This window comes from Kitasatospora sp. NPDC056273, assembly GCF_042268845.1.
In the GTDB taxonomy this organism is placed as follows: Bacteria; Actinomycetota; Actinomycetes; order Streptomycetales; family Streptomycetaceae; genus Kitasatospora.
Map to the genome: position 1 here is coordinate 302,152 of NZ_JBHJSJ010000004.1, position 24,469 is coordinate 326,620.

At 73.8% G+C, this 24,469-nt stretch carries 22 protein-coding genes; 13 read left to right on the top strand and 9 right to left on the bottom strand.

Translation table 11 applies throughout. The features are described 5' to 3' along the window. Positions 1-50 precede the first annotated feature (50 nt). A complete protein-coding gene (locus ACFCY1_RS05840) occupies positions 51-506 on the top strand; it encodes a hypothetical protein (RefSeq protein WP_375873664.1) in 456 nt (151 codons plus the stop codon). 13 nt (positions 507-519) lie between these two features. Here ACFCY1_RS05840 and ACFCY1_RS05845 read toward each other — a convergent pair whose 3' ends face one another. Continuing rightward, positions 520-921 (bottom strand): NTP pyrophosphohydrolase, encoded by a 402-nt coding sequence (locus ACFCY1_RS05845; protein WP_375873665.1) that lies wholly within the window; start codon positions 919-921, stop codon positions 520-522. Between the two features lie 142 nt (positions 922-1,063). On the opposite strand from ACFCY1_RS05845, the gene ACFCY1_RS05850 reads away from it, so the two are divergent. Then, positions 1,064-1,843: an MBL fold metallo-hydrolase gene (locus ACFCY1_RS05850; protein ID WP_375873666.1), complete on the top strand. Its 780-nt coding sequence runs from the start codon at positions 1,064-1,066 to the stop codon at positions 1,841-1,843. Between the two features lie 31 nt (positions 1,844-1,874). Here the strand turns inward: ACFCY1_RS05850 and ACFCY1_RS05855 are convergent, their stop codons facing one another. Genes ACFCY1_RS05855 through ACFCY1_RS05865 form a run of 3 tightly spaced genes read right to left on the bottom strand, consistent with a single transcriptional unit; the run spans position 1,875 to position 4,454 of the window. After that, complete coding sequence (locus ACFCY1_RS05855) at positions 1,875-2,288, bottom strand: PPOX class F420-dependent oxidoreductase (RefSeq protein WP_117486643.1); 414 nt, start codon at positions 2,286-2,288, stop codon at positions 1,875-1,877. Positions 2,289-2,310: 22 nt separating this feature from the next. Then, positions 2,311-3,096: a DUF4239 domain-containing protein gene (locus ACFCY1_RS05860; protein ID WP_375873667.1), complete on the bottom strand. Its 786-nt coding sequence runs from the start codon at positions 3,094-3,096 to the stop codon at positions 2,311-2,313. Positions 3,097-3,113: 17 nt separating this feature from the next. Beyond that, entirely contained in the window at positions 3,114-4,454 is a 1,341-nt protein-coding gene (locus ACFCY1_RS05865) for a D-alanyl-D-alanine carboxypeptidase family protein (RefSeq protein ID WP_375873668.1), read from the bottom strand. A gap of 213 nt (positions 4,455-4,667) precedes the next feature. Between ACFCY1_RS05865 and ACFCY1_RS05870 the strand changes: the two genes are divergently transcribed. After that, positions 4,668-4,865: a hypothetical protein gene (locus tag ACFCY1_RS05870; RefSeq protein WP_049660802.1), complete on the top strand. Its 198-nt coding sequence runs from the start codon at positions 4,668-4,670 to the stop codon at positions 4,863-4,865. 36 nt (positions 4,866-4,901) lie between these two features. Here the strand turns inward: ACFCY1_RS05870 and ACFCY1_RS05875 are convergent, their stop codons facing one another. After that, on the bottom strand, positions 4,902-5,717 hold the full coding sequence (locus ACFCY1_RS05875) for a TetR/AcrR family transcriptional regulator (protein ID WP_375873669.1): 816 nt from the start codon (positions 5,715-5,717) through the stop codon (positions 4,902-4,904). 80 nt (positions 5,718-5,797) lie between these two features. Between ACFCY1_RS05875 and ACFCY1_RS05880 the strand changes: the two genes are divergently transcribed. The 3 genes from ACFCY1_RS05880 to ACFCY1_RS05890 all read left to right on the top strand — a co-directional run bounded on the left by ACFCY1_RS05880 (position 5,798) and on the right by ACFCY1_RS05890 (position 11,574). Beyond that, a complete protein-coding gene (locus ACFCY1_RS05880) occupies positions 5,798-6,649 on the top strand; it encodes a siderophore-interacting protein (RefSeq protein WP_375873670.1) in 852 nt (283 codons plus the stop codon). 277 nt (positions 6,650-6,926) lie between these two features. Next, positions 6,927-10,418 (top strand): S8 family serine peptidase, encoded by a 3,492-nt coding sequence (locus ACFCY1_RS05885; protein ID WP_375873671.1) that lies wholly within the window; start codon positions 6,927-6,929, stop codon positions 10,416-10,418. Positions 10,419-10,605: 187 nt separating this feature from the next. Continuing rightward, positions 10,606-11,574, top strand: coding sequence for an alpha/beta fold hydrolase (locus tag ACFCY1_RS05890; protein ID WP_259316439.1), 969 nt, complete (start codon positions 10,606-10,608; stop codon positions 11,572-11,574). Between the two features lie 43 nt (positions 11,575-11,617). Here the strand turns inward: ACFCY1_RS05890 and ACFCY1_RS05895 are convergent, their stop codons facing one another. The 3 genes from ACFCY1_RS05895 to ACFCY1_RS05905 all read right to left on the bottom strand — a co-directional run bounded on the left by ACFCY1_RS05895 (position 11,618) and on the right by ACFCY1_RS05905 (position 14,816). Then, entirely contained in the window at positions 11,618-13,075 is a 1,458-nt protein-coding gene (locus ACFCY1_RS05895) for a VWA domain-containing protein (protein WP_375873672.1), read from the bottom strand. Continuing rightward, entirely contained in the window at positions 13,072-13,953 is an 882-nt protein-coding gene (locus ACFCY1_RS05900; protein ID WP_375873673.1) for an AAA family ATPase, read from the bottom strand. Before ACFCY1_RS05900 ends, ACFCY1_RS05895 begins: the two co-directional genes overlap by 4 nt. A gap of 194 nt (positions 13,954-14,147) precedes the next feature. After that, positions 14,148-14,816, bottom strand: a complete 669-nt coding sequence (locus ACFCY1_RS05905; protein ID WP_049650670.1) for a hypothetical protein — start codon at positions 14,814-14,816, stop codon at positions 14,148-14,150. Between the two features lie 561 nt (positions 14,817-15,377). Here ACFCY1_RS05905 and ACFCY1_RS05910 point away from each other — a divergent pair. The 4 genes from ACFCY1_RS05910 (at position 15,378) to ACFCY1_RS05925 (ending at position 19,007) form a co-directional block, all read left to right on the top strand. Then, positions 15,378-16,106: a TetR/AcrR family transcriptional regulator gene (locus ACFCY1_RS05910; protein ID WP_049650671.1), complete on the top strand. Its 729-nt coding sequence runs from the start codon at positions 15,378-15,380 to the stop codon at positions 16,104-16,106. A 186-nt stretch (positions 16,107-16,292) separates the two neighbouring features. Beyond that, a complete protein-coding gene (locus ACFCY1_RS05915; protein WP_049650672.1) occupies positions 16,293-16,949 on the top strand; it encodes a DUF6230 family protein in 657 nt (218 codons plus the stop codon). 2 nt (positions 16,950-16,951) lie between these two features. Next, entirely contained in the window at positions 16,952-17,482 is a 531-nt protein-coding gene (locus tag ACFCY1_RS05920; RefSeq protein WP_241852985.1) for a DUF6114 domain-containing protein, read from the top strand. A gap of 283 nt (positions 17,483-17,765) precedes the next feature. Beyond that, the gene (locus tag ACFCY1_RS05925; protein WP_375873674.1) at positions 17,766-19,007 is read left to right on the top strand and encodes a globin domain-containing protein; all 1,242 of its coding nucleotides are present in this window, start codon (positions 17,766-17,768) and stop codon (positions 19,005-19,007) included. A 61-nt stretch (positions 19,008-19,068) separates the two neighbouring features. On the opposite strand, the gene ACFCY1_RS05930 is transcribed toward ACFCY1_RS05925, so the two are convergent. Further along, entirely contained in the window at positions 19,069-20,472 is a 1,404-nt protein-coding gene (locus tag ACFCY1_RS05930) for a selenium-binding protein SBP56-related protein (RefSeq protein WP_375873675.1), read from the bottom strand. A gap of 96 nt (positions 20,473-20,568) precedes the next feature. Here ACFCY1_RS05930 and ACFCY1_RS05935 point away from each other — a divergent pair, with 96 nt between their 5' ends. The 3 genes from ACFCY1_RS05935 to ACFCY1_RS05945 all read left to right on the top strand — a co-directional run bounded on the left by ACFCY1_RS05935 (position 20,569) and on the right by ACFCY1_RS05945 (position 24,384). Then, positions 20,569-22,410: an NB-ARC domain-containing protein gene (locus ACFCY1_RS05935; RefSeq protein ID WP_375873676.1), complete on the top strand. Its 1,842-nt coding sequence runs from the start codon at positions 20,569-20,571 to the stop codon at positions 22,408-22,410. 109 nt (positions 22,411-22,519) lie between these two features. Then, on the top strand, positions 22,520-23,491 hold the full coding sequence (locus ACFCY1_RS05940; RefSeq protein WP_375873677.1) for an alpha/beta hydrolase: 972 nt from the start codon (positions 22,520-22,522) through the stop codon (positions 23,489-23,491). 98 nt (positions 23,492-23,589) lie between these two features. Next, positions 23,590-24,384 carry a spermidine synthase gene (locus tag ACFCY1_RS05945; RefSeq protein ID WP_375873693.1) on the top strand — a complete coding sequence of 265 codons (795 nt, stop codon included), beginning with the start codon at positions 23,590-23,592 and terminating at the stop codon, positions 24,382-24,384. The last annotated feature ends 85 nt before the right edge of the window (positions 24,385-24,469 follow it).

Genomic DNA, 24,469 nt, shown 5'->3' on the forward strand with positions numbered 1-24,469 from the left:
CGCCGAACACCGGGCGTGCGGACCGAGGAACACCGAAGGGGGAACCAGCGATGAAGCGTACGGGGAAGCAGGGCTTCGCGGCGGTGGCCGGGGCGGTGGGGGCGGTGCTCGCCCTCGCCGGGACGGCGGTGGCGCAGCCGGCCGGGAGCGGGGCCGAGGCGCCCGCCGCGGTTCCCGGCCAGCCCGGGACGGGCGAGATCCTGCCGCACCCGGGGCCGGAGGGGCTGATCTGGATACCGGACTGGATCGGCGACGGCGGCGCCGTGACGGCCTCGGTGAACCCGTCGCAGCCGTTCACGTTCACGCTCGGCTGCCGGGGCGGCGGCTCGGTGGACGTGCACATCGGCGGCGCGGCGCCGGTCGACTTCACGGTCCAGTGCCCGGTCGACTCCACCGGCGTCGGTTCGGTGGAGGTCCCCGCCCGCCCGGGCCGGGACCTGCTGTTCACCGCGCACACCTCGGACCCGTCGATCCACTGGGGCATGTACGCCACCCAGGCCGACTAGACATATCGCAGGGCTACGGCCGAACGCTGCGCGGCCCGATGGCGGTGGCACCCGACACGCCGACCCGGGCCCGCAGTTCGCGGTCGGCGGTGGCGACCAGACAGGTGCGGGCGGGGTCTCGGGCCTTCTCGGCCCGGACCAGCTCCACGATCCGGTCGTCGCCGCTGCCGCTCGCCGCCACCACCCGTACTCCGGGCACGCCGTCCACCCCCCGGGCCGCGCCCTCGACGACCAGCACCACCTCCAACGGGCCGGGGTGCTCCGGCACGCCCCGCTCGGCGACGGCCACCAGCGCGTCCCGCAGCCGCTCGGCGGCGCCCCGCCGGTCGCGCCACCAGCCGTCCGGCACCGATCCGACCACGTTCGCGCCGTCCACCACCAGCAGCGGGAGCGGCCCGGCCTCGTTCTCGTCCATGGCCGCCAGCCTGCCACGCCGCCAGGGCGGGTTCCGCGGCGACCGGTCGGAGCCGCGCCGCTCGGCCGAACCGGCGACGCGGGCGGCATGTCCGGTGCCGCCTGAGCGCCGGCCCCGGGCGGCTCGGGTAGGCAACGGGCCCATGGACACACGCATCGACGAGATCGCCGAACGCATCTACCGGATCTCGACCTTCGTCCCGGAGATCGCCCCGCCCGCCGGGTTCACCTTCAACCAGTTCCTGGTCGACGCCGAGGAACCGCTGATCTTCCACACCGGGATGCGCTCGCTGTTCCCGGCGGTGTCCGAGGCGGTCGGCCGGGTGCTGCCGGTGGAGCGGCTGCGGTGGGTGACCTTCGGCCACGTCGAGGCGGACGAGTGCGGGGCGATGAACGAGTTCCTCGCCGCGGCCCCGCACGCGCGGGTCGCGCACAACACGCTCGGCTGCCTGGTCTCGCTGAACGACCTGGCCGACCGCCCGCCGGTGCCGATGGACGACGGCGAGGTGCTGGACCTCGGCGGGCGCCAGGTGCGCCGACGGGTGCGCAACATCAACACCGCGCACGTGCCGCACGGCTGGGAGGCGCGGGTGCTGTTCGAGGAGCAGACCCGCACCCTGTTCTGCGGCGACCTGTTCACCCACCTCGGCAACGGGCCCGCCGTCACCGACGCCGACCTGGTCGAATCGGCCCTGGAATCCGAGGGGCTGTTCCGCCAGACCTCCTGCCTGACGGCCGCCGCGACCGCGCTGCGCTCCCTCGCCGAGCTGCGCCCGCGCACCCTGGCGGTGATGCACGGTTCCTCCTTCCACGGCGACGGCGCGGCCGCGCTGACCGCCCTGGCGGACGGGCTGGAGGAGCGGTTCGGGCCGGAGTCGGGGTTCGTCGGGCTGCCCAGCGCACTGGCGGGCCCGCACCCGTAGCCCGGTCCGTCAGCGCTCAGTCCGTCAGCGCTCAGTCCGTCAGCGTGATCCGGATGCCGACGGTGCCGCGCTCGCCGCGCCGCAGCCGGCTGCCGAGCAGGGTGAGCACGCCGAGCAGGCCGTACTTCTGGCGCAGCAGGGTGCGGTAGGCGGCGGTGCGCTCGGGGCCGAGGAGCTCGGCGGTGGCGGGGTACTGCTCGCCGGTCGGGCGGCCCTTGACGTCGCACGGGCCGACCAGCACGTCGGCGCGGTTGCGGATCCGCTTGACCTTCCAGGAGTCCGCGACGGTCCAGACCCCGAGCGCCTCCCCGTCGCGCACCACCCACACCGGGGTCGGCACGGCGGTGCCGTCCTTCCTGTACGTGGTGACGAGCAGGTAGCTCCCGGAGGAGAGCTGGACGATCCGGGCGAGCCGGTCCGCGGCGGAGGGGTCGGGCGTGGTCATGGCCCGAATTCTAGGGGCCACGTCACCAGAACCTGGCCAGCGCGCTCTCCTTGAACGGTGCCGGCGAGACGCTGAGCTCCCCGGCGAAGGGCCGGTCGAGCACCAGGACGAGCAGCAGGCTGAACCCGATCAGGGCGGCCACCGAGCCGACGAACAGCATCCGCACCTTCAGGCTGCGGATGCCGTACAGCAGGGTCAGCGCGAGGATCACCAGCGCGCCGCCCACGATCAGGACCTGGAGCAGGACGGGCAGTTCCTCGCGGCTGGCGTTGATCCGGTCCCGGCGCTGGCCGACCGCGTCGTTGAGGCTGCTCAGGGCCTCGGTGTAGAAGGCCTGCTCGGACTGGGACTGCGGCTCGTACGCGCGCAGCGCCGTGTACATCGCGTCCATCTTCGAGGCCGTCACGGTGAAGTCGCCGTGGCCGGCCCGCATCAGCGGCCACTGCAGCTCGACGACGCCGTGCACGTAGCCGCGGACCGAGGCGTCCACGGCGGTCTGGACGTCGGGCGGGAAGGCCTTGGCGTCGCGGGCGATCTGGGAGACCGCCGTCGCCTCGGTGGAGACGATCTTCTGGGTGTCCTGGAGCTCGGTCCACAGGTTGACGATGACGAAGGCGAGGATGATCCCGTAGATCGCCCCGAACATGCCGAGCACCACGCCGACCATGTCGTTGTTCTCGCCTCCGACGAGGGCGGGGAAGCGCCGGGTGGTGACGAGGCTGGCGGTCACCGCGAGGACGACGAAGCCGCCGACCACCAGGAGGGCGAGCAGGGCGGTGGAGAAGTGGTTCAGCAGCCAGAGTTCCACGGGAACGCCCTGTCCTGTCAGCGGGGCCCGCGGGTCCGGGCGGTGCGGAGCAGGGTGCGGGCGCGGCGGGTGAGGCGGTGCCGGCCGTGGCCGCCGACGCCGGTGGCGCCGGTGGCGCCCCCGACGGCGGTCGCCCCGCCCCCGTCGTACGCCGCGGCGGACGCGGCGGACGCGGTGCGGCGGCGGGCGGAGACGCGGGCGGTGGCCCAGGCGGCGAGGGCGGTGGCGAGGACGGCGGCGGTCCAGACGGCGGGGGCGAGGCCCGAGCCGGAGCCGCTGGTCAGCGGGGGACGGGACCAGGGCGGCAACTGCTCGCCGGCCTCGGCCCCGCCAGCGGAGGCGGACGGCCCGGCGGGGGCGGGGGCGGCGGTGTCGTCGACCAGCTTGCCGACCGGCTGGACCTTCCCGGCGGCCGCGAAGCCCCAGTCGAGCAGGCTGGCGGCCTCGTCGTAGACCCTGCCCTGCGCGTCCGGGTGCATCACCGTCACCAGCAGGGTGCGGCCGTCGCGTTCGGCGGCGCCGGTGAAAGTGGCGCCCGCGTTGGTGGTGTAGCCGTTCTTGACGCCGATCAGGCCGGGGTACTTGCCGAGCAGCCGGTCGGTGTTGGCGATGTCGAAGCTGGTGCGCTGGCCGGTGAGCTTGTCCAGTCCGCCGGGGAAGCGCGCGGTGCGGGTGGCGCAGTAGGAGCGGAAGTCGGCGTTGCGCAGCCCGGCCCGGGCGAAGAGCGTGAGGTCGTAGGCGGAGGAGACCTGGCCGTCCATGTCGTAGCCGTCCGGGGAGACGACCTTGGTGTCGCGGGCCTGGAGCGCCCGGGCGCGCTCCTGCATCTCGGTGACGGTCTGCTGGATGCCGCCGTTCATGTGGGCGAGGACGTGGACGGCGTCGTTGCCGGAGCTGAGGAAGACGCCCCGCCAGAGGTCCTCGACCCGGTACGGCAGGTTCTCCTTGACGCCGACCAGGCTGCTGCCGGCGCCGAGGCTGGCGAGCTCGGTCGTGGTGACCTTGTGCTCGGTGGTGCGGTCGAACTTGGGCAGCACGGTGTCCGCGAACAGCATCTTGAGGGTGCTGGCCGGGGGCAGCGGCAGGTGGGCGTCGCGGGCGGCGAGCACCTCGCCGGTGGCCGCGTCGGCGACCAGCCAGGAGCGGCCGGTCAGGTCGGACGGCAGCGCGGGCGCCCCGGCCAGCGGCGCGACCTGGACGGCCGGGCGGCCGAGCCGCTCCCCGCCGACGGCGGGGACGGAGTCCTGGGCGAGGGAGGCCGGGGCGGTGACGGCGAGGACCAGGACGGCGCAGGCGGCGGCTCCGGCCGCGGTCACGGCGGCGGAGGGCGACTTCAGGGGTGTGCGGGTGGGGAACACACGGCGAACGTACCCGCGCCGCCGCCGGGCCGCCGGGCCTGCTGCTCCGTCCGGAGCCGGGCTGAGCCGTCCGGAGCCGTCCGGAGTCGGGCCGGGTGGTGAGGAACCGTCCGGAGCCGGGGCGGAGCCGCGCGGAAGGGACGACTTTGGTGGCGTCGGCCCGCACCGAAAGTCGGATGTCCGGCGGAGGGCCGGATTCCTAGGCTCGGGAGCATGAAGACCCTGCTCGGCTACCTCGGCTCCGTGTTGATCGTCGGCGGCGCCTCCGGCCTGCTGTCCACCTGGATCGAGGGCTTCCGGCTGTTCGGCTTCGTCCGGGTCCTGGTGCCGGCCGGCCACGAGATCGCCGGGTACTCCACCCTGGTGGTGCTGGGTGTCCTGCTGGCGCTCCCCGCCGCCCGGCACGGCTAGGGGATGCGCGGCACGGCTGGAACGCGCCCGGCACGGTCAGCGCACGCCCGGATCGTCTGAGGGCGCCCCCGCCGCGATGCCGTCTAGCAGGACGGCGAGCCCGGTACGGAAGGCCTCCCGGTGGCCGTCCTCGGGGGCGCCGCCGCCGGTGCTCTGCAGGGCGACGAGCAGGGGGAAGCGTTCCGCGAAGTCCGGTGCCAGTTCGGCGAGTCGGGCGGAGCGGGTGGCCCACCAGTCCTCGTCGGCGATCCCGGTGGCGGCGGCCGCGCCGCGCGCGTCGGCGGTGGTGGCGGCCAGGCCGCGGACGAACTGCCAGAGCGCGGCGACCGCCCCGCGCAGCCGCGCCGGCGCCAGGCCGGCCGGCCGCAGTGCGCGCAACAGCGCCTCCATCGCGGCGAGTTCGGCGGGGCCGAGGACCGGCCGGGCCTGTGAGACCTGGAGCACCCAGGGGTGGCGCAGGTAGCAGGCGTACAGGGCCTCGGCCCAGGCGGTGACGGCTTCCCGCCAGCCGTCGGCCACCGGGAGTCCGCCGGGGAATTCGGCGGGAACTCCCGAGCGGGGTTCGGTGGCGAGTTCGGCGAGCGCCCGGTCGTGCATCAGGTCGAGCAGTTCGACCTTGCCGGGCACATAGGTGTAGAGCGCCATCGCGGTGCGGCCGAGCCGTTCGCCCACGGCGCGCATCGACAGCGCGGCCATGCCCTCGGCGTCGGCCACCGCGATTCCGGCGGACACGATCGCGTCGACGCTCAGACCCGGTTTGGGGCCGCTGCGCCCGGCGCGCGGCTCCTCGGGCGCGCCCCAGAGCAGGGCGAGCGCGCGGTGGGCGTCGCCCTGCCCGGCGTAGACGGTCATCCGACATCTCCTTATGGCGTAAAGTATCGTTCGACGGCAACTCTTTATGCCGTAAGGTTACCAATCGAAGGGGTTTCGCGATGACATTGCCCGTCACCTTCGTCGAGGTCGTCGAGGTCCGCCGGACCACACCGCGCACCGCCCGGATCACCTTCGCCGCCGAGGAACTCCCCGACGCCGTCGGGACCGCCCCGGACCAGCAGCTGAAGCTCTGCTTCCCGCGCCCCGGGCAGCGCGAGCCGGTGCTGCCCGCCCGGCAGGACGACCCGATGGGCTGGTACCAGGCCTACCTGGCGATCCCGGAGGCCGAGCGCCCGCTGCTGCGCAGCTTCACCCTGCGCGGCCGGCGGCCCGGCACCCGGCTGGTCGAGATCGACTTCGTGCTGCACGGGGACTCCGGCCCGGCCGCCGCCTGGGCGGAGCGGGCCGCGCCGGGGGACCGGCTTGGGATGGTCGGCCCCTCCGCGCTGTACGCCCCGCGGGTCCCCTTCGTCGAGGCCGCCACGGAGGCCGACTGGGTGCTGCTGGCGGGCGACGAGACCGCGCTGCCGGCGCTCGCGACGCTGCTCGGGGTGCTGCCCGAGGGGGTGCGGGCGTACGTGTGGATCGAGGTCGCCGACCAGGCGGAACGCCAGGAGCTGGAGAGCCGCGCCGAGCTGGAGGTGGAGTGGCTGTACCGCGACGGCGCGGCCCCGGGCACCGTGCTGACCGAGGCGTTCCGGGACGGCGTGCTGCCGGGGGGTGAGCCCTTCGTCTGGCTGGCCGGGGAGGCGGGGGCGGTCCGGGAGGTCCGCCGGCTCCTGATCGAGGAGCAGGGGGTGCCGAAGGAGGACATCGACTTCACCGGCTACTGGCGCCACCGGCTGACCCAGGACGACGCGCCCACCGCCGAGGACCTGGCGGACGCTCAGGAGCGGCTGGCCGGCACCTGAGACCGGGCCGGGCGTCCCGCCGCGGGACGCCCGGGCGCCGTGGCGGCCGTTTCGCCGGGCGGCGGCGTGGGAAGGGAGTCCGCCGGGGCTCTCCCGTGCCGGCCGTCCGGATCCGGCAAGGGCCGATCGGCTGAAAGATGCGGATTCGACCCGATTTCCTCTCCGAATTTTACTGATTGATGGTCAACTTTACTTTCTGATGGGGATTTACCCCCTTGTCGTGATCCTCTCAGGTGCGTTGGAATGCGTCAGCTGTCCATCTGACGAGAGGATTTATATGATCGGCTGGCGGAAAACCCAGCTAGCGGCCGCCGTCACGGTGACCGCCGCGTCCATGGTCCTGAGCCTCGGGACCATCGCGACCGCGGCCCCGGCCCCCGAACCGCAGAACGCCCAGGCGGCGTCCACGGACGGGTCCCCGGTGCCGGTGATCGTCATCATGAAGGACCAGATCGCGGACGCCCCGGCCGACCACGGCCACCTCGGCGCCCGGCAGCAGAAGACCGCCGACGCACAGGCGCCGCTGCTGAACAAGGTCAAGGCCGGCGGCGGCACCGATATCAAGAGTTTCGTGGTCGGCAACGCCTTCTCGGCCACGGTCAGCCCCGCCCTGCGGGCCCAGCTCCAGGCCGACCCGGCCGTCTCCTCCGTGGTGGCGGACGCCCAGGTCCAGGTCGCCCCGCCGGCCGCCGCCAAGGCGAAGGCGGCCAAGGACACCGCCGCCGCCAAGGCGCCCAAGGTCGACGCCGCTCCGCAGGCCGTTTCGGGCAGTAACGGCCAGGGGGCGGAGGAGAACGCGACCAACACGGTCTGCCCCGCCGACCCGGCCAAGCCGCTGCTGGAGCCCGAGGGCCTCTACTCGACCCGGGCCGTCACCGGCAACGGCAAGCCCGGCGTTGAGGACCTCGCCACCGGCAAGGGCGTCAAGGTCGCCTACATCGCGGACGGCCTCGACCCGAACAACCCGGACTTCATCCGGGCCGACGGCTCGCACGCCGTGGTCGACTACCAGGACTTCGCGGGCGACGGCTGGGACGCGCCGACCGGCGCGGCCGAGGCCTTCGGCGACGCCTCGGCGGTCATCGCCCAGGGCCGCCAGGTCTACGACGTCTCCAAGTTCGTCAACTCCTCGCACCCGCTGCCGGCCGGCTGCAACATCCGCATCCGCGGCCTCGCCCCGGACGCCGACCTGGTCGCGCTGAAGGCCGGCGGCGAGATGATGTCCAACTCGTCGATCCTCCAGTCGATCGACTACGCGGTGCGGGTCGCCCACGTGGACGTGCTGAACGAGTCCTTCGGCGGCAACGTCACCCCGGACAGCGGCGCGCACGACACCATCTCGCTCTTCAACGAGCAGGCCGTCAAGGCCGGTGTCACCGTCGCGGTCTCCACCGGTGACGCCGGCCTCAGCGGCACGATCGGCACCCCGGCCACCGACCCGTCCGTGATCGCGGTCGGCGCCTCGACGGACAACCAGAACTACCAGCAGACCGGTTACGCGGCCTCCCAGTTCTCCAACAAGACCTGGAGCAACAGCCGCATCTCCGCGCTCTCCTCGGGCGGCTTCACCCAGGCCGGCCGGACCGTCGACCTGGTCGCGCCGGGCGAGTCGGACTGGGCGCTGTGCACGCCCGACACCAGCAAGTACACGGACTGCACGGGCTACAACGGGCAGCCCTCGCCGATCCAGCCGTTCGGCGGCACCAGCCAGTCGGCCCCGTTCGTCACCGGCGCAGCGGCCCTGGTCATCCAGGCCTACCGCGACACCCACGGCGGCGACTCGCCCGCCCCGGCGCTGGTGAAGAAGTTCCTCACCGGCACCGCCACCGACCTCGGCGTGCCGGCCGAGGAGCAGGGCGCCGGCCTGCTGAACGTCCGCGCCGCCGTCGAGGCCGCCCGCGGCTACGACGACGGGGACGGCACCGACGGTGCGAAGACCGTCGTGGTCAACACCGGCCAGGTCGACATCGCCGGCGCCCCCGGCTCGACCCACACCGCCGACGTGTCCGTCACCAACACCAGTGACAGCACCCAGACGGTGAGCGCCACGACCCGCGGCTTCGCCCCGCAGTCGAGCAACCGGCAGACCGTGCAGCTGGACCCGTCCTCGAAGGACACCTTCAAGTACGCGACCAACGGCGCGGACTGGGTGCAGAAGCAGGTCAAGTTCACCGTCCCGGCCGGCGCCGACCGCCTCGCGGCCTCGATCGCCTGGCAGGGCGCGCCCAACCCGGTCACCAACGGGCCGGTGGTCCGGATGACGCTGCTCGACCCCTCGGGCCGTTTCGAGACCAACACCCGTCCGCAGGGCGGCGCCACCCCGGCCAACTTCGGCCTGGTGGACGTCCCGCACCCGGTGGCCGGCGAGTGGACCGCCGTCCTCTACACCCCGGCCGGCCAGACCGGCTACAACGGCGCCGTCGAGCTCGGCACCGCCACCCAGCGCGCGGTGCCGGCCGGCGCCGTGAGCCCCGGCACCACCGACCTGAAGCCGGGCCAGACCAAGACCCTCAAGGTCCAGCTCACCACCCCGGCCACCAGCGGCGACTCCAGCGCGGCCGTCCTGGTCTCCGGCTCCAACGGCAACACCACCAGCGTCCCGGTCGTGCTGCGCAGCCTCGTCCCGGTCAACCAGGGCAAGGGCACCTTCACCGGCACCATCACCGGCGGCAACGGCCGCAGCGCCTCGCCGACGCAGAGCTTCTCGTACGCCTTCGACGTCCCGAAGGGCCAGAAGGACCTGCGGGTCGGCCTGACCGTCGGCAAGGACCCGAAGCTGCTCATGCAGGGCGCGCTGATCAGCCCGAACGGCACCCCGGTCGACATCGAGGGCAACGGGCAGTTCGACGCCCAGGGCAACCTGGCGGGCACCGGCAACGGCGTCTCGGCCACCGCCGTCAACCCGGCCGCCGGCCGCTGGCGGTTCGTCCTGAACGTGCTCGGCCCGGTCAGCGGCCAGGAGCTCGCCCAGGACTTCACCGGCACCATCGCGTTCAACCAGAACCAGGCCACCGCGGCCGGTCTGCCCAACGACGCCCGCAGCAAGCTGGCGGCCGGCAAGCCGGTCACCGTCCAGGTGAACTACACCAACAACACCGTCGCGACCCAGCGGATCGCGGCCGACGGCCGGCTGGACCGCCGGGTGGACGTGCCGCTGGTGCCGCAGGGCACCTCGGCGACCGTCACCCTGCCGCTGAGCCTCAGCTCCGCGGTGCCGTCCTTCCTGGTGCCGCCGGGCACCGACCGGCTCAAGGCCGTGGCGGCGTCCTCGACGCCGGCGCAGATCGAGCTGAGTGCCACCACGGGCTCGCCGGACCTGTTCGGCGACCTGAAGAAGGCCCAGGACGGCTCCACCGTCTCGGTCGTCACCGACAACGGCACCGCCGAGCAGCCGGTCGTCCCCGGCACCTGGAGCACCTTCGTCCAGCAGATCGGCCCGTTCGGCACCGGCGGCGCGCCGGCCGGCACCTCCACCATCACGGCCACCGCGCACACCCAGGCCTTCGACCCGGCGCTGACCTCCAGCACCGGTGACCCGTACGCCGCCTCGGTGAACGCCTCGGCCGCGGCCGCCACCCCGGTGACCGTCGCCCCCGGCGCCACCGGCACGCTCCAGGTGACGCTGACCCCGACCGGCCCGAAGGGCAGCACCGTCAAGGGCGTGCTGTACCTGGTGTCCGGCCCGACCGGCGTGGCCACCGCCAACAACGCCCTGAACACCACCGGTTCGGTGCTCGCGGCGATCCCGTACAGCTACACCGTGAACTGACGCCACGTCAGCCGACGTCAGGCCGAGGCCGTCCCGGGGTTCCGGGGCGGTCTCGGCCGCGTTCGGTCACCGGGTTTCCGGACTCGGCCGCGTTCGGCGGCCGGGGTTCCGGGGGCGGCCGACTGGGCAGGGTCGGGAGTGAACGGATGTTGTCACCGGATGTTGTCACCGGATGGGGAGTTGCGAGTTGAACGACGCGATCAAGCACGGCGAGGTCGTGGTGAACGGCGTACGGCTGCACTACGCGGAGCAGGGCGAGGGGCCGCTGGTCCTGCTGCTGCACGGCTTCCCGGAGAGCTGGTACTCCTGGCGCCACCAGTTCGCGCCGCTCGCCGAGGCCGGCTACCGGGTCGTCGCGCCGGACCAGCGCGGGTACGCCCGCAGCGAGCAGCCCGAGCGGATCGACGCCTACACCCTGCTGCACCTGGTCGGCGACGTGACGGCGCTGATCGCCGCGCTCGGTGAGGAGAAGGCCGTCGTGGTCGGGCACGACTGGGGCGCGCCGGTGGCCTGGGCCGCCGCGGCGCTGCGGCCGGACCTGGTGCGCGGGGTGGCCGGGCTGAGCGTGCCGCCGCTGCCGGCCGGGCCCGGCACCCTGTCCGCGGCCCGGGAGAACTTCGGCGAGGGCTTCTACCAGATCTACTTCCAGGAGCCGGGCCGCGCCGACGCCGAGCTGGCGGCCGACGTCAAGTCCAGCCTGCGCCGCATCCTCTGCGGCATCCAGCCCGACGGCGAGCCGCGACCGTGGATCGTCCCCGAGGGAAAGAAGCTGCTGGACACCGTCCCGGAGCCGGAGAGCCTGCCGGACTGGCTCACCGACGAGGACCTCGACGTGTTCGCCGCCGACTACGCCCGGCACGGCGAGCACGCCTTCACCGGGGGCCTCAACTGGTACCGCAACATCGACCGGAACAGCGAGCTGATGACGGCGTTCGTCGGCCAGCGGATCGACGTGCCCGCGCTGTTCGTGGTCGGCGAGCGGGACCTGGTGAACGCGATGATCGCGCCGGAGGCGGTCCAGTACCTGCTGACGCACCTGACGCCCCGGCTGCACCGGCACGTCCGGCTGCCGGACACCGGCCACTGGACGCAGCAGGAGCGCCCGGCCGAGGTCACCGAGGCGCTGCTGGACTTCCTGGCGCACCTGGACAAGTAGCCGGCGGGAGCACCGGGCGCGGCCTCGGGGGCCGCGCCCGGTGTCAGACCGGCAGGAGGCGGGCGATCAGCTCGCCGAGGCGGCGGGCGTTGCGGCAGGAGTGCATCTCCACCACGCCCGCGTAGACGAGGGCGGCGGAGTCGCCGGTCGGCCAGAGCGAGGGCTGCTCGGGGTTGAGCCAGAACACCCGGCGGGCCCGGGCGGCGATCCGGCGCAGCGCGTCCGGGTTGGGGTCGCGGTGGTTGTTCCTGGCGTCGCCGAGGACCAGCACGCAGGTGCGCGGGCCGACGGCGTCCAGGTGCCGTTCGGCGAACTCCCCGAGTGCGGAGCCGTAGTCGCTGTTGCCGTGGTAGCCCGTGACCTCGGCCTCGGCGAGGATCCGGGCGGCCAGGCGTGCCGGGTCGTCGCCGCCGCGCAGCAGGCCGGTCACCTCGGCGGTGCGGTTGACGAAGGCGAACACCCGGACCTTGCTGAACTGTTCGCCCATCGCCTGCACCAGCAGCATGGTGAAGTCGGCGAAGCCCGCCACCGAGCCGGAGACGTCGCACAGCAGCACCAGCTCCGGGCGGGCCGGGCGGCGCCGCCGGTACGCGGGGCGCAGCGGCACCCCGCCGGTGCCCAGCGAGCGGCGCAGGGTGCGGCGCAGGTCGATCTCGCCGCGGGCGGCTCGGCGGCGGCGGGCGGCCAGCCGGGTGGCCAGTTTGCGGGCCAACGGGTGGACGGTGCGGCGCAGTTCGGCGAGCTGGTCGCGGCCGGCGTAGAGGAAGTCGACCCGGTCGGCGGTGGGGGCGACGGCGCGTTCGGCGATCCGCTCGGGGCCGCGCAGCTCGGCGACCCGGCGGCGGGCCTCGCCGGCGGCCATGGCGCGGAAGTCCCGGATGCGGCGGCGGATCTCGTCGGCGAGCACCCGGTCGGAGAGGTCCCGGTCGGCGGGGCCCTGGTCGCCGGGCCGTTCGCGCAGGGCGGCGAGGACGCGGGCGAGCAGCGTCTCGGGGGCGAGCCGGCCGAGCGCCTGCTGGGCGGACCAGCCGCCGGAGCCGGGGGAGCCCCCGCTGCCGGGGGAGCCTCCGGTGCCGTACCGGCCGAAGGCCTCGATCAGCTCGCCGGCCAGCCGGGCCTGGGCGGCGCGGTCGTCGGCGGCCAGCGCGGCGGCGAGGCGCTCGCGCAGCTGCTCGCGCAGCGGGTCGGGGCGGCCGAAGCGCGGCGGCTCGGGGTCGTCGGGGACGGGCGGCGGGTCGGCCCGGACGGCCTCCGGGGTGCCGACACCGAGCGGGAAGAATAGGTCGAAGGCGGCGTCGTAGACGGTCCGTTGGGCTTCCGAGCGGAGCAGGGCGGCGGCCAGGCCGGCCCGCATCTGCTCGCGGTCGGCGAAGCCGAGGACGTCCAGGACGGCGGCGGCGTCCACCGTCTCGGCCGGGCCGATCCGCAGGCCGTGCCCGCGCAGGGCGCGGACCAGGCCGGTGAGGCGGGCGGCGGTGTCGGCCTCCCGGGGCGTCGTCATGCGAGGGTGAGCTTCTGGGCGGCCTTGCGGGCGTCGTCCTGGTGCTTGAGGATCACGCCGAGGGTGTCCCGGACGACCGTCTCGTCCAGGGTGGCGGCGCCGAGCGCCAGCAGGGTGCGGGCCCAGTCGATGGTCTCGGCGACGGACGGGGCCTTGCGCAGCTCCATCGCGCGCAGCGCGCCGACCACCCGGACCAGCGACTCGGCCAGCGTCTCGTCCAGTCCGGGCACCTTGAGCCGGACGATGCGGCGCTCCAACTCGGCCTCGGGGTAGTCGAGGTGGAGGAAGAGGCAGCGGCGGCGCAGAGCCTCGGAGAGCTCGCGGGTGGCGTTCGAGGTGAGCAGCACGAAGGGGCGGCGCTCGGCGGTGATGGTGCCCAGCTCGGGGACGGTGACCTGGAAGTCGCTGAGCACCTCCAGCAGCAGCGCCTCCACCTCGACGTCGGCCTTGTCCATCTCGTCGATCAGCAGCACGGTCGGCTCCTCGCCGCGGATCGCGGTGAGCAGCGGGCGGGCGAGCAGGAACTCCTCGCCGAAGATGTCGGTGCGGGCCTCCTGCCAGCCCTCGTCGCGGCCGGCGGTGATCCGCAGCAGCTGCTTGGCGTGGTTCCACTCGTAGAGCGCGCGGGCCTCGTCGATGCCCTCGTAGCACTGGAGCCGGACCAGCCGGGCGCGGCCGATCGCGGCCACCGCCTTGGCGAGTTCGGTCTTGCCGACCCCGGCCGGGCCCTCGACCAGCAGCGGCTTGCCGAGCCGGTCGGCGAGGAAGACGGTGGTGGCCACGGAGGTGGAGGCCAGGTAGCCGGTGGCGGCCAACTGCTCGGAGGCGTCCGCCACCGAGGTGAAGAAGCCCGTGCCGTGCCCGCCGTCGTCGCTCATCCGCCTGCCCCGTTCCGGTTCGCCGTCTCCGTGCGGCGCCACCCTACCGGCCGGTCACTTCGCTGTCTCGGGGACGGGCGCCCGGGTTCGGGGGCGGGCGTTCCGGTTCGGGGACGGGGCCGGCGCAGCGGCGTACGGCCCGGTGAGGGTGCCGTACGCCGCCGTCGTCACGACGGGCCGCGGGGGCCCCGGCGTCAGTTGACGAAGAGTGCCGGGCTGCCGGCGACGGAGCTGTCGAGCACCGGGCCGTAGGTGGCGCTGAAGTAGCCCGTCGAGAAGCACAGGCTCGGCCCGGACACCAGGGCGAACGGCTGGCCGGCGAAGCCGATGGTGTTGCCGGTGTTCGAGGTGGTGCCGTTGATCCCGGTGCTGTTCTGGTAGTTGCAGCTGATGCTGCCCAGGATGGTGTTGAGCACCACGGTGGTGCCCATCACGCCGGCCGCGCCGGGGGTGAGCTTGACCGGGTTGCCAGGGGCGTCGCTGACCGTGTTGGTGAACGGCAGGCTGGTGACCGTGACGCTCTTGACGCCGGTGACACCGATGACGTTGGAGGTGCAGGAGCCGAAGGTCTGGGTGTCGAGCCGCTCGACGGCGCTGCCCGGCGCGGCGGGGTTGGCGGTGACGGTCGCCGAGAAGGAGGAGGCGGCACACTTGACGCCGGTCGACCCGGTGGCGCTGTTGTTGAAGTTCGCGGTGGTGCCGGAGACCAGGTTGGCGGTCAGCACGTCGCCGACGGCGACGTCCGGGCCGCTCGGACTTCCGGTGGTCAGGACCGCGCCGGCGGCCTGGGCGGGGGTCACGGCCGCGCCGGTGAGGGCGAGTGCGGCCAGGGCGGCGGTGGCGAGGGTGCGGCTGATGCGCATGAGGGTACCTCTCTCCGTCCGGTGGACGGGGGTGGGGGAAACCCGGCGTGCGGGTGTGGTGGTGTGCACGACGGGGGAGGGGCGTGACGGGTGCCGGAGGCTTCGCACCGGAGACTTCGTACCGTTCCCCGGGTCGCTCTCCGGGCCGCGCTCCGGTCTTCACACCGGATGCCTCGGCCCATGCCGAGGGCGGGCGGGCCCGGCGCCACGGGCCCGTCCGTGCGGTACGGCGGTGCGGACGTACGCGAGGGTGGGCGTACGGCGGTGCGGTGGAACTGCGGTGCGGTGGTACTGCGGTGCGGCCTTGCGTACGGACGGCGGCGTGGAACACCGCGGCACCGCGCCGTTCGGTCGGGGACGTGCGGTGCCGTCGGGGCCCTCGACGACTGCCACCGTCGCGGTCCCGTCCCCGCCGTGGTCCCGTGGCCCGGGCTTTCGCCCCGGTCCGCGGAGCCCCCGGAGGTCCGGCCGGTGGGCGCCTGCTGGCCCACCGGTTGGAAACCTGTCAGTGTTGTAAACCCGGTGTTCCATCAATGTCAATACAGGACACAGGAGTTGGTGATGGATCGGAAACACCTCCGCGGAGCCGACGTGGTCCTGCTGCCGGGTGCCCGGACCGGCCGCGATCCGGCCCGCTCGATCAAGCCGGGCCCGCGCCGACTGCCCGCCGGCGTGGTCGCCGCGACCCAGCGCGATCGACTCCTGGACGGGCTGGTGCGGACCGTCGCCGAGCGCGGCTACCAGCACGCGACGATCAGCGACATCTGCCGCGCGGCGGGCGTGACCAGGCCGGTCTTCTACGAGCTGTTCAACGGCAAGGAGGACGCCTTCCTGGCCGCGCACCGGCACGGCACCGGCGTGGTGATCCGGCGGATGGCGGCGGCCTTCGCGGCCGAATCCGACTGGTGCCGGGGCATCCGGAAGGCGCTCGGCGTGATGCTGCAACTGCTGGCGGGGACACCGGCGTTCGCCACGATGGCGGTGATCGAGATCGAGGCGGTCGGTCCAGCCGGCCGCCGGGAGCGGGCCCAACTTCTGACCAGGTTCCGCTCGTTCTTCGCCGAGGTGCCCCAACTTCCGGGCGGGGTCGGGTCGAAGGAGATGGTGGATGCCGTGGTCGGCGGCGTCTACAGCGCGATCTACCGGCGGATCGACTCCGGCCGGACCGAACAACTGCTGGAGCTCCTGCCGCTGTTGAGCCTGTTCTGCCTGTCGCCCTTCCTCGGCCCGGCGGAAGCGGCCGAGCGGCTGGGGGTGCGGGACTGGCCGAAGCGGGTCGCGGATTGGTGAAGATCCTTCGTGCACCTGTATTGACCCGGCCAATACCGGGCAGTAGCTTCCCAGTTACCTACCGGCGCCGACCGGTCCGCCCCGCTGCCGAGGGGCGGACAGCCCGGTCGGGCCGGGGAACGCTGTCCGCGCCAGGACAACGTGCCAAGTGCCTGCACACCCATTCCACCCACAGGGAGCACACACATGGCCATGTCCGAGGACGCCGCCACGGCGGCCGAGACCCCGCAGACGCCGAGCGGGCCGAGAAGAGGACGGGTCCGGCTGAAGCGCAGCGCCCTGATGGCCGTACCGGCCATCGCGGCCGGTGGCGTCCTGATGGCGCTCACCGCCCAGGGCGTGCTCGCCGCCCAGTTCTCCATCTCCGGCATGCCGTTCACCATCACCGCCGACAAGCTGGACGGCGAGGGCTTCGCCCAGTTCGGCTCGCTGGACTCGATGATCCCCGACAGCCCCAACGCGGGCTCCACCGGCGGCCAGGTGCTGGTCGCGGTGTCGGCGATCAAGAAGGCCGAGATCACCAACCTGTGCCAGAGCGTCGACCTCGGCGGCATCAACCTGGTGATCCACGCGGGCGACGGTGGCACCCCCGTCACCGCCTCCGACCTCACCACCGACTCCGACATGCTGTCCGGCGACGCGGAGTTCAAGAACATCGAGATCGGCGGCGACGCCAGCACGTACACCAAGGCCGGCCCGGTCGGGAAGGGCAACCCCGGCGTGTTCGGTCAGCAGGCCGACCACGTCACGCTGACCCACCTGAACCAGCACAACTACGCGAGCACCGCCGTCGGGTTCAAACTGCCGAACCTGCGGCTGAGCTTCAGCTCCACGGGCTGCTGAGCATGGCGGAGTCCGTACCGGAGCCGGCCGGCACCGGCGAGGGTACCGCGGCACGGGCCGAGGGGGTGGCCGCCGAGGGGACGGCGGCCGCACCCGCCCAGGCCGTGGCGGCCCCCGTCGCCGAGCCCGCCGCACGCCCGGTCACACGCGACTGGCGGGGCCGGCGACCGTTCTGGGGCGGGCTGCTGGTGACACTCGGCGGCGCCGAGGTCCTGTTCACCCTGAAGGCCCCGCTGCCCGTCATCCTGCACATCGGGATGCAGGGGCTGGCCGGGTACCTGGTGCCCGCGGTGATGCTGCTGTGCGGCCTGCTGATCCTGTTCAACCCGGCGCAGCGGCTGTTCTACTCCATCCTCGCCGTGCTGGCCTCGCTGGCCAGCTGGGTCACCTCCAACCTGGGCGGCTTCGTGATCGGGATGCTGCTCGGGGTGGTCGGTGCCTGTCTCACCTTCGGGTGGCTGCCCGACCAGCCGCTGCGCCAGGGCCGGCAGCGGCGGCTGGAGCGCCGGGAGGCGCGCCGGGCAGGAGTCTGACGACGGCGGTGCCCCGGGTCCTGGTGGTAGGAGAGCACCGGGGCGCGGGGCACCCTTCCGTCCTCCCCGCCCGTTCCGGGGGGGCGTGCGCGCGATGGGGCCCGTGCGCGGTGGGGGTGCGTGCGCGCGGTGGGGGTCCGTGCGCGCTGTGGCCGAAAAGCGTCCCGGTCCGGACGTACCACCGCAAGGGGTCGTTGGTCCCGGGTCTCTCCGGGGCGATCGGCCCTTCTCGTGTCCGGCGGCCCGGCAGTTCACTGGGCGGGACATGGACAACAGCAGCAGCATGAGCACTGGCACCGCCACCGCCACCGCCACCGCCGAGTACGACCGCCTGATCGCCCGCCATCACGCGATGCGCCTGCGACGCCAACTCCTCGCCCCCTCCACCTCGGCCGGCGGCGACCTCGGGTGCAACGCGTACGGGGAGGAGGGCGGCTACGACGGCGCCGCGGACCAGCACGTCATCCGGCGCGACCTCGACCTGATCTCCCCGCTCGCGGACCTGATCGACCACCTCTACGCGGTGATGTTCAGCCACCGCCCGTACCTGCGACCGCTTTTCCCCGCCTCGATGGAGTTCCAGCAGCTCCACCTGGAACGGATCTTCCACCATCTCATCGACCACCTCGACCGGCCGGCCGAACTGGAGCAGACGCTCCGCCAACTCGGCCGCGACCACCGGAAACTGGGTGTCCGGCCGGTGCACTACGAGGCCTTCGAGGAGGCCCTGTGCGCGGCCGTCCGGCACCGGGCCGGCGAGCGCTGGACGGAGGAGCTGGAGGGCGCCTGGGTGCGGATGCTGCGTTTCGCCGTCGGCGCGATGGTGGCCGGCGCCGACTCCGCGCTCACCGAACCCCCGTACTGGCACGCCGTGGTGACCGGCCACGAGCGCCGCCGCCCCGACCTCGCCGTGCTGCGGGTGCGCACCGGCGAACCGTACCCGTACCGGGCCGGGCAGTACGGCACCGTCGAGCACCCGGCGCTGCCGCACACCTGGCGGCAGTACTCGATGGGCTGCGCCCCGCGCGCCGACAACGAGCTGGAGTTCCACGTCCGCCGCACCGCCCCCGGCGGGGTCAGCGCCGCCCTGGTCGAGCACACCGGCGTCGGCGACCGGCTGCGCCTCGGCCCGCCGCGCGGCAGCCTGCTGCCCGACGGCGACGCCCGCGACCTGCTGCTGGTCGCGGGCGGCACCGGCCTCGCCCCGATGAAGGCGATCATCGAGCAGCAGACCGCCCACCGGCCGACCGGCCGCCGGGTCCACCTGTTCGTCGGCGCCCGGGACCGCCGGGACCTCTACGACTGGCAGTCGCTGTCCGAACTCGGCCTGCACAAGCCGTGGTTGACCGTCACCCCGGTCACCGTCGGCGAACTCGCCGACGCCGTCGCGACGGCCGGGGACTGGCGCGAGCACCTGGCCTGCGTCACCGGGCCGGCCGGCATGGTCGGCTCCGTCCGCACCCGGCTGACGGCGGCGGGGCTGCCGTCGGCGCAGGTGCGGTTCGACCAGGCGCTGTTCCGGTGACGCCCGCCTGACCGGTGACGCCTGCCCGTCCGGTCGGGTCGGCTCAGCTGGTGAGGACCGCTCAGCGGAAGCAGTAGGAGTCGGAGGAGGCGTCTCCGCCCGCCAGGTGGGTCTGGTGGACGCGCAGGCCCCGGAAGTCGGCGCCGTGCGGGAAGAAGCGCTCGTCGACGCTCAGCCCGCCGGCCTCCGGGTCGGCGTCCAGCTTGACCATCCAGGGCTCGATGCCGTCCGGGTAGAACTGGTCGTCCCAGGCGCCGTAGAGCGAGTTGGTGAGGTAGACCCGCCGGCCGTCCCGGCTGATCTCCACCATCTGCGGCGCCCCGCTCAGCGGACGGCCGGGCTCGGCCGGGTGCGGAGTGCGGGCGGTGATCCCGCCGAGCCGCACCGAGCCGGCCAGCCGGGGGTGGAACGGGTCCGAGACGTCGTACTGGAACAGCTCGCCGGTGCCCCAGGCCGACACGTACAGCCAGCGGTCGTCCACCGACAGGTTGATGTCGGTGACCAGCGGCGGCACCGCGCCGAACGGCCGCAGCGCGGGCGGCAGGTCCTCGGCCGCGGCCGGCTCGGCGGGGATCTCGATCACCTTGCGCGCGGTGAACGCCGGCCCGTCCCGGTACCAGAGCCAGACCGAGGAGGACAGGTCCTCGACGTTGGTGACCACCCCGGCGAACCCCCACTCCGCCTGCGGGTCGTGCGCCGGGCGCAGCTCCAGCACCATCTGGTACTGGTCGCCGAGGTCCACCCGCTGGAGGTGGCGGCCGGAGTCCAGCTCCCAGAAGTGCAGCGCGTGGCCGTACTTGCGCCCGAGCAGGAGCTCCGGCACCACCCCGCCCTCGACCATCGACGGGGTGCCCCACTCGCTGGTGATGCCCACGTTGGTGCCCAGGTGCCACCAGACGTCGTAGGCGAAGTGCTGCGGCCCGCGCTCGGTCTCCCAGGCGCGCAGCACCTCGAAGGTGGTGTGGTCGAGCAGCGCCACCCCGCCCGGGCCGTCGTTGCCGTCGCCGCCGCCCAGGCAGGACAGGAAGACGCCGTCGGGGCCGCAGTGCAGGGTGTGCGGGCGCGAGTAGCCCGCCTTGGCGGCGAGCTCCTTCGCCTCCACCGTCTTGACCAGCCGCGGGCGGACCGGGTCGGGATAGGTGTCCATGACGTGCAGCCGGGAGGAGCGCAGCCCCGGCAGCAGCAGGTAGCGCCGCTCCGGGTTCTCGTGGCAGGCGTGGGCGAGGGCGCTGGAGCAGGCGTTCCAGCCGAAGTGGTGCAACTCGTCGCCGAGCGTGGGGAGTTCGGCGAAGTTCAGGACCTTCCCGTAGCTCGCAGAGTCCGGATCGGTGTCGACGCTCAGCAACGCGTCCGGCCGCCGCCCCGACCGGTCGAACCCGGCCACGTACGCCAGCCTCTCCGGCGGGGCGGCGATCGCCTCGGCGGCCGAACGGTAGAGCGACGGATCGGTGTGCCCGTGCTGCATGCAAACTCCCCAACTCGCCTGGTCTGTCCCGGAAGCGTTCCACAGAACCACCGGCGCACAGCAGGCGCACGAGGGGCGGGCGACTACGCTCACGGGGTGCACAACAGCATTCGCGGGGGAGCCTTCCACGCCCCGGTCGTCCAGGCGGCCACGGCGCACGTCACGGTCACCGCGCGCCCGCCCACGATCGCGGGGCTGCCGCCGGTCACCCCCGCCTTCACCGGACGTGACCAGGACCTCGCCGAACTCCGCGCCCTGCTGGCCCCGGACGGCCCGTCGACGGTGACGGTCACCGGCCTCGGCGGCATCGGCAAGACCACCCTCGCGCTCGCCGCCGGCCACGCGCTGCTCGGCGAGGGCCGCTACTCCGCCGCCCTCTTCGTCGACCTCCGCGGCTACGACGAGACCCCGGTCGAGGCCGGACAGGCCCTCGACACCCTGCTCCGGGCCCTCGGCGTCCCCGCCGAACACATCCCGCCGGAGCGGGAGAGCCGCGCCACCCTCTACCGCGCCCGACTGGAGCAGCACGGCGGCGGCGTGCTGGTCATCGCCGACAACGCCTCCGCCGCCGACCAGGTCCGCCCCCTCCAGCCACCGCCCGCCACCCGCCACCGCCTCCTGGTCACCTCCCGCGAAACCCTCCCCGGCCTCGGCGCCCGCCTCCACCGCCTCGGCGTCCTCGACGCCGAGGCGGCCGTCGCCCTCCTCGACACCGCCGTCCGGGCCGCCCGACCAGCGGACGGGCGCGTCGCCATCGACGTGGAGGGCGGCCGGCGCACCGCGAGACTCTGCGGCCACCTCCCTCTGGCACTGAGGCTCGCCGCCGCCCAACTGATCCTCGACCAGCACCTCGGGGCGGCCGAACTCGCCGACGACCTGGCCGGGGGGACGGGCCGCCTCGACCTCCTGCACGACGGCGAGACCGGCATCCGCCTCACCCTGGACCGCTCCTACCGTCGCCTCACCCCCGCGCAGGCCGAGCTCTTCCGGTTCCTCCCGGTCTGCGTCGGAAGCGACGTCTCGACCGAAGCCGGGGCGGCGCTCATCGGAAGGACGGTCCGCGAGACCCGGCCCCTGTTCGCCCAACTGGTCGGCGCCGCACTGATCGAGCAGAGCCCGTCGAAGGGCCGGTGGTACCTGCACGACCTGGTCCGGCTCTACGCGCTGGAACAGCTGGGGAAGGACCCGGAGCTGGGGGCGCGCGGGCTGAGCCGGTTGACGGAGTACTACGTGACGACCGCCCACGCCGCCAACCGGCGGGCCGCGTCATCGCCCGGGCGCTCGGACGCCGGCCCATTCCCGGAACGGGCCGCCGCACTGGCCTGGCTGGACCGCGAGCGCGCCAACATGGTGGCCATGATCCTGGGGCTGGCGGAGGTCGGAATCCACCGAGGGGTCGCGCGCCTCTCGCCCGTGGTGGTGCCGGGGCTGATCCACGGCGGCAGGGCCGATCTGGCGATCGCCGTCACGGAGGCGGCACTGAGGGCGGCCGACTCCATGGGGACCAGCGACGTCGAAGCGGAGGTCTGGAACAACCACGGGATCTCGCTCGGCCTCGCGAGCCGTTGCGAGGAGGCGGTGGAAGCCCATCGACGTGCCCTCGCCGTCGCGCGCAGCCGTCGTGACCGGGAGGGTGAGACGATCGCGCTGCTCAACCTCGGCGAGCGGCTGAGGGTCATGGGCCGCCTCGATGAAGCACTCGAGTTCCTCGAACGCGCCTGTGTGCTCTGCGAGGAGTGCGACGACCGGTTCTGCCAGGCCATGGCCTGGGAGAGCACGGGATCGGCTCTCCGGGCACTGGACCGGAACGAGGAGGCGGCCCGGGCGCAGGGGCAGGCCCGCGGGATCTTCCGGGCCCTCGGGGTGGAGCGGGCGGACGCCAGGTGGCTGCGGGCCCCCGACACCACCCGGGCCGCCGCAGTGTGGATCCACACATGACGGCCCACCGCCGAGCGGCCCGCGGCTACCGGCCGGTATGGTCGGGGAAGGAACAGGCGGCCACCTGCCGGTACAGGCAGACAGAGCAGAGGACGGGTGCGGCAAGCAGATGGAGTTCCGTGAAGACATCCTGGGTGCCCCCTACGAGGCCGCCGAGCTGACGCTGCGGCCGGACGACGAGGGACCGGTGTGCGCGACCCTCGTCCGGCGGCCGCTGCCCGGGGCGGAGCGCGCCGTGCTCTACATCCACGGGTACAACGACTACTTCTTCCAGACCAACCTCGCCGACCACTACGCCGCGCTCGGCTTCTCCTTCTACGCCCTCGACCTGCGCAAGTACGGCCGCTCCCTGCGCCCGCACCAGTCGCCGAACTTCGTCCGCGACCTTGCCGAGTACGACGAGGAGATCGACGAGGCGGTCCGGATCATCCGCGAGGTGGACGGGCACCGGCAGCTGCTGCTGAACGGGCACTCCACCGGCGGGCTGATCGGCGCGCTGTGGGCCGCCCGGCGCGCCGGGCGCGGCCTGGTGGACGGGCTGTTCCTCAACTCGCCGTTCCTGTCGATGCCGGCCGGGCCCGCCGTCCGCACCCTCGGCGGCCCCGCCGTCACGGCGCTCGGGCGGCTGGCGCCGACCCGCGTCCTGCCGTCCGCGCTCAACCCGCACTACACCCACAGCCTGCACAAGGACCACCAGGGCGAGTGGGACTTCGACCTCACCCTCAAGCGCCCCGAGAGCTTCCCGCTGTACGCGGGCTGGCTGTCCGCGATCCACCAGGGCCACCGGCGGCTGCACCGGGGACTGGGCATCGACGTGCCGGTGCTGCTGATGGCCTCGACCCGCTCCATCTCCACCACCAAGTGGCACAGCGCGCTGCACCACGCCGACGCCGTGCTGCGCGCCGACGACATCGCCGCGCAGGGGCCGCGGCTGGGCCGGCACGTCACCATCGTGCGGATCAAGGGCGGCATGCACGACCTGGTGCTCTCCGGGGAGGCCGCGCGCACCGAGGTGTTCGCCGAGCTGGACCACTGGCTCGCCGCGTACCTCGACGTCGAGCCCGTCGGAGAGCACGCGTGACCTCCGAGCACGATTCGCGGGACAAGCGGGACAAGCGGGACAAGCGGGACGAGCCGGTGCCGGTCGGGCGGCGGACCGACCTGGGCTTCGCCAAGCTCATGCCCGACCTCGACCGGGACGGCGGCTGGCTGCTCACCCTGGACGGCACCCCGCAGTCCTACGTCGACCTCGCCGACCCGACCCACCTGGAGTTCGAGTACACCCGGCGCCTCGGCCACCTCGCCGACGCCCTCGCCCCCGCCGGGCAGCCACTGGACGCGCTGCACCTCGGCGGCGGCGCGCTCACCCTGCCCCGCTACCTGGCCGCCACCCGGCCCGGCTCGCGGCAGCGGGTGGTGGAGGTCGACGGGCCGCTGCTGGAACTGGTCGCCGAACACCTGCCCTGGCAGGGCCCCGGCGCGGACATCACCGCGACCGTCGGCGACGCCCGGGCAGCCCTCGCCGAGGCCCCGGCCGGCTCGCAGGACCTGGTGATCGCCGACGTCTTCCACGGCTCGCGCACCCCGGCCCACCTCACCTCGGTGGAGTTCCTGCGCCTGGCGGCCGCCGCGCTGCGCCCCGGCGGCTGCTATGCGGCGAACCTGGCGGACGGCCCGCCACTGGCCTTCGCCAAGGCGCAGGCGGCGACGGTGCGCGCGGTGTTCCCGTACGTCTGCCTGGTGGCGGAGGCACCGGTGCTGCGCGGCCGCCGGTACGGCAACATCCTGCTGGCCGGCTCGACCGCGCCGCTGCCGGTGGCCGACCTGACCCGGCTGCTCGCGGGCGACATCTTCCCGGCCCGGCTCACCGACGGGGACGACCTGGCCGCCCTGGTCGGCCGGACCGCCCCGGTCACCGACGCCGAGGCCACCGACTCCCCGCCCCCGCCGGACGGCGCCTTCAGCATCGGCTGAGCCTCGGCCCCCTCGCGGCCCCTGGCGCGGAAATCCGCTGGTCCGTCCCCGTCCCCGCCGGTAGCCTGCGGGGACGATCAAGGGA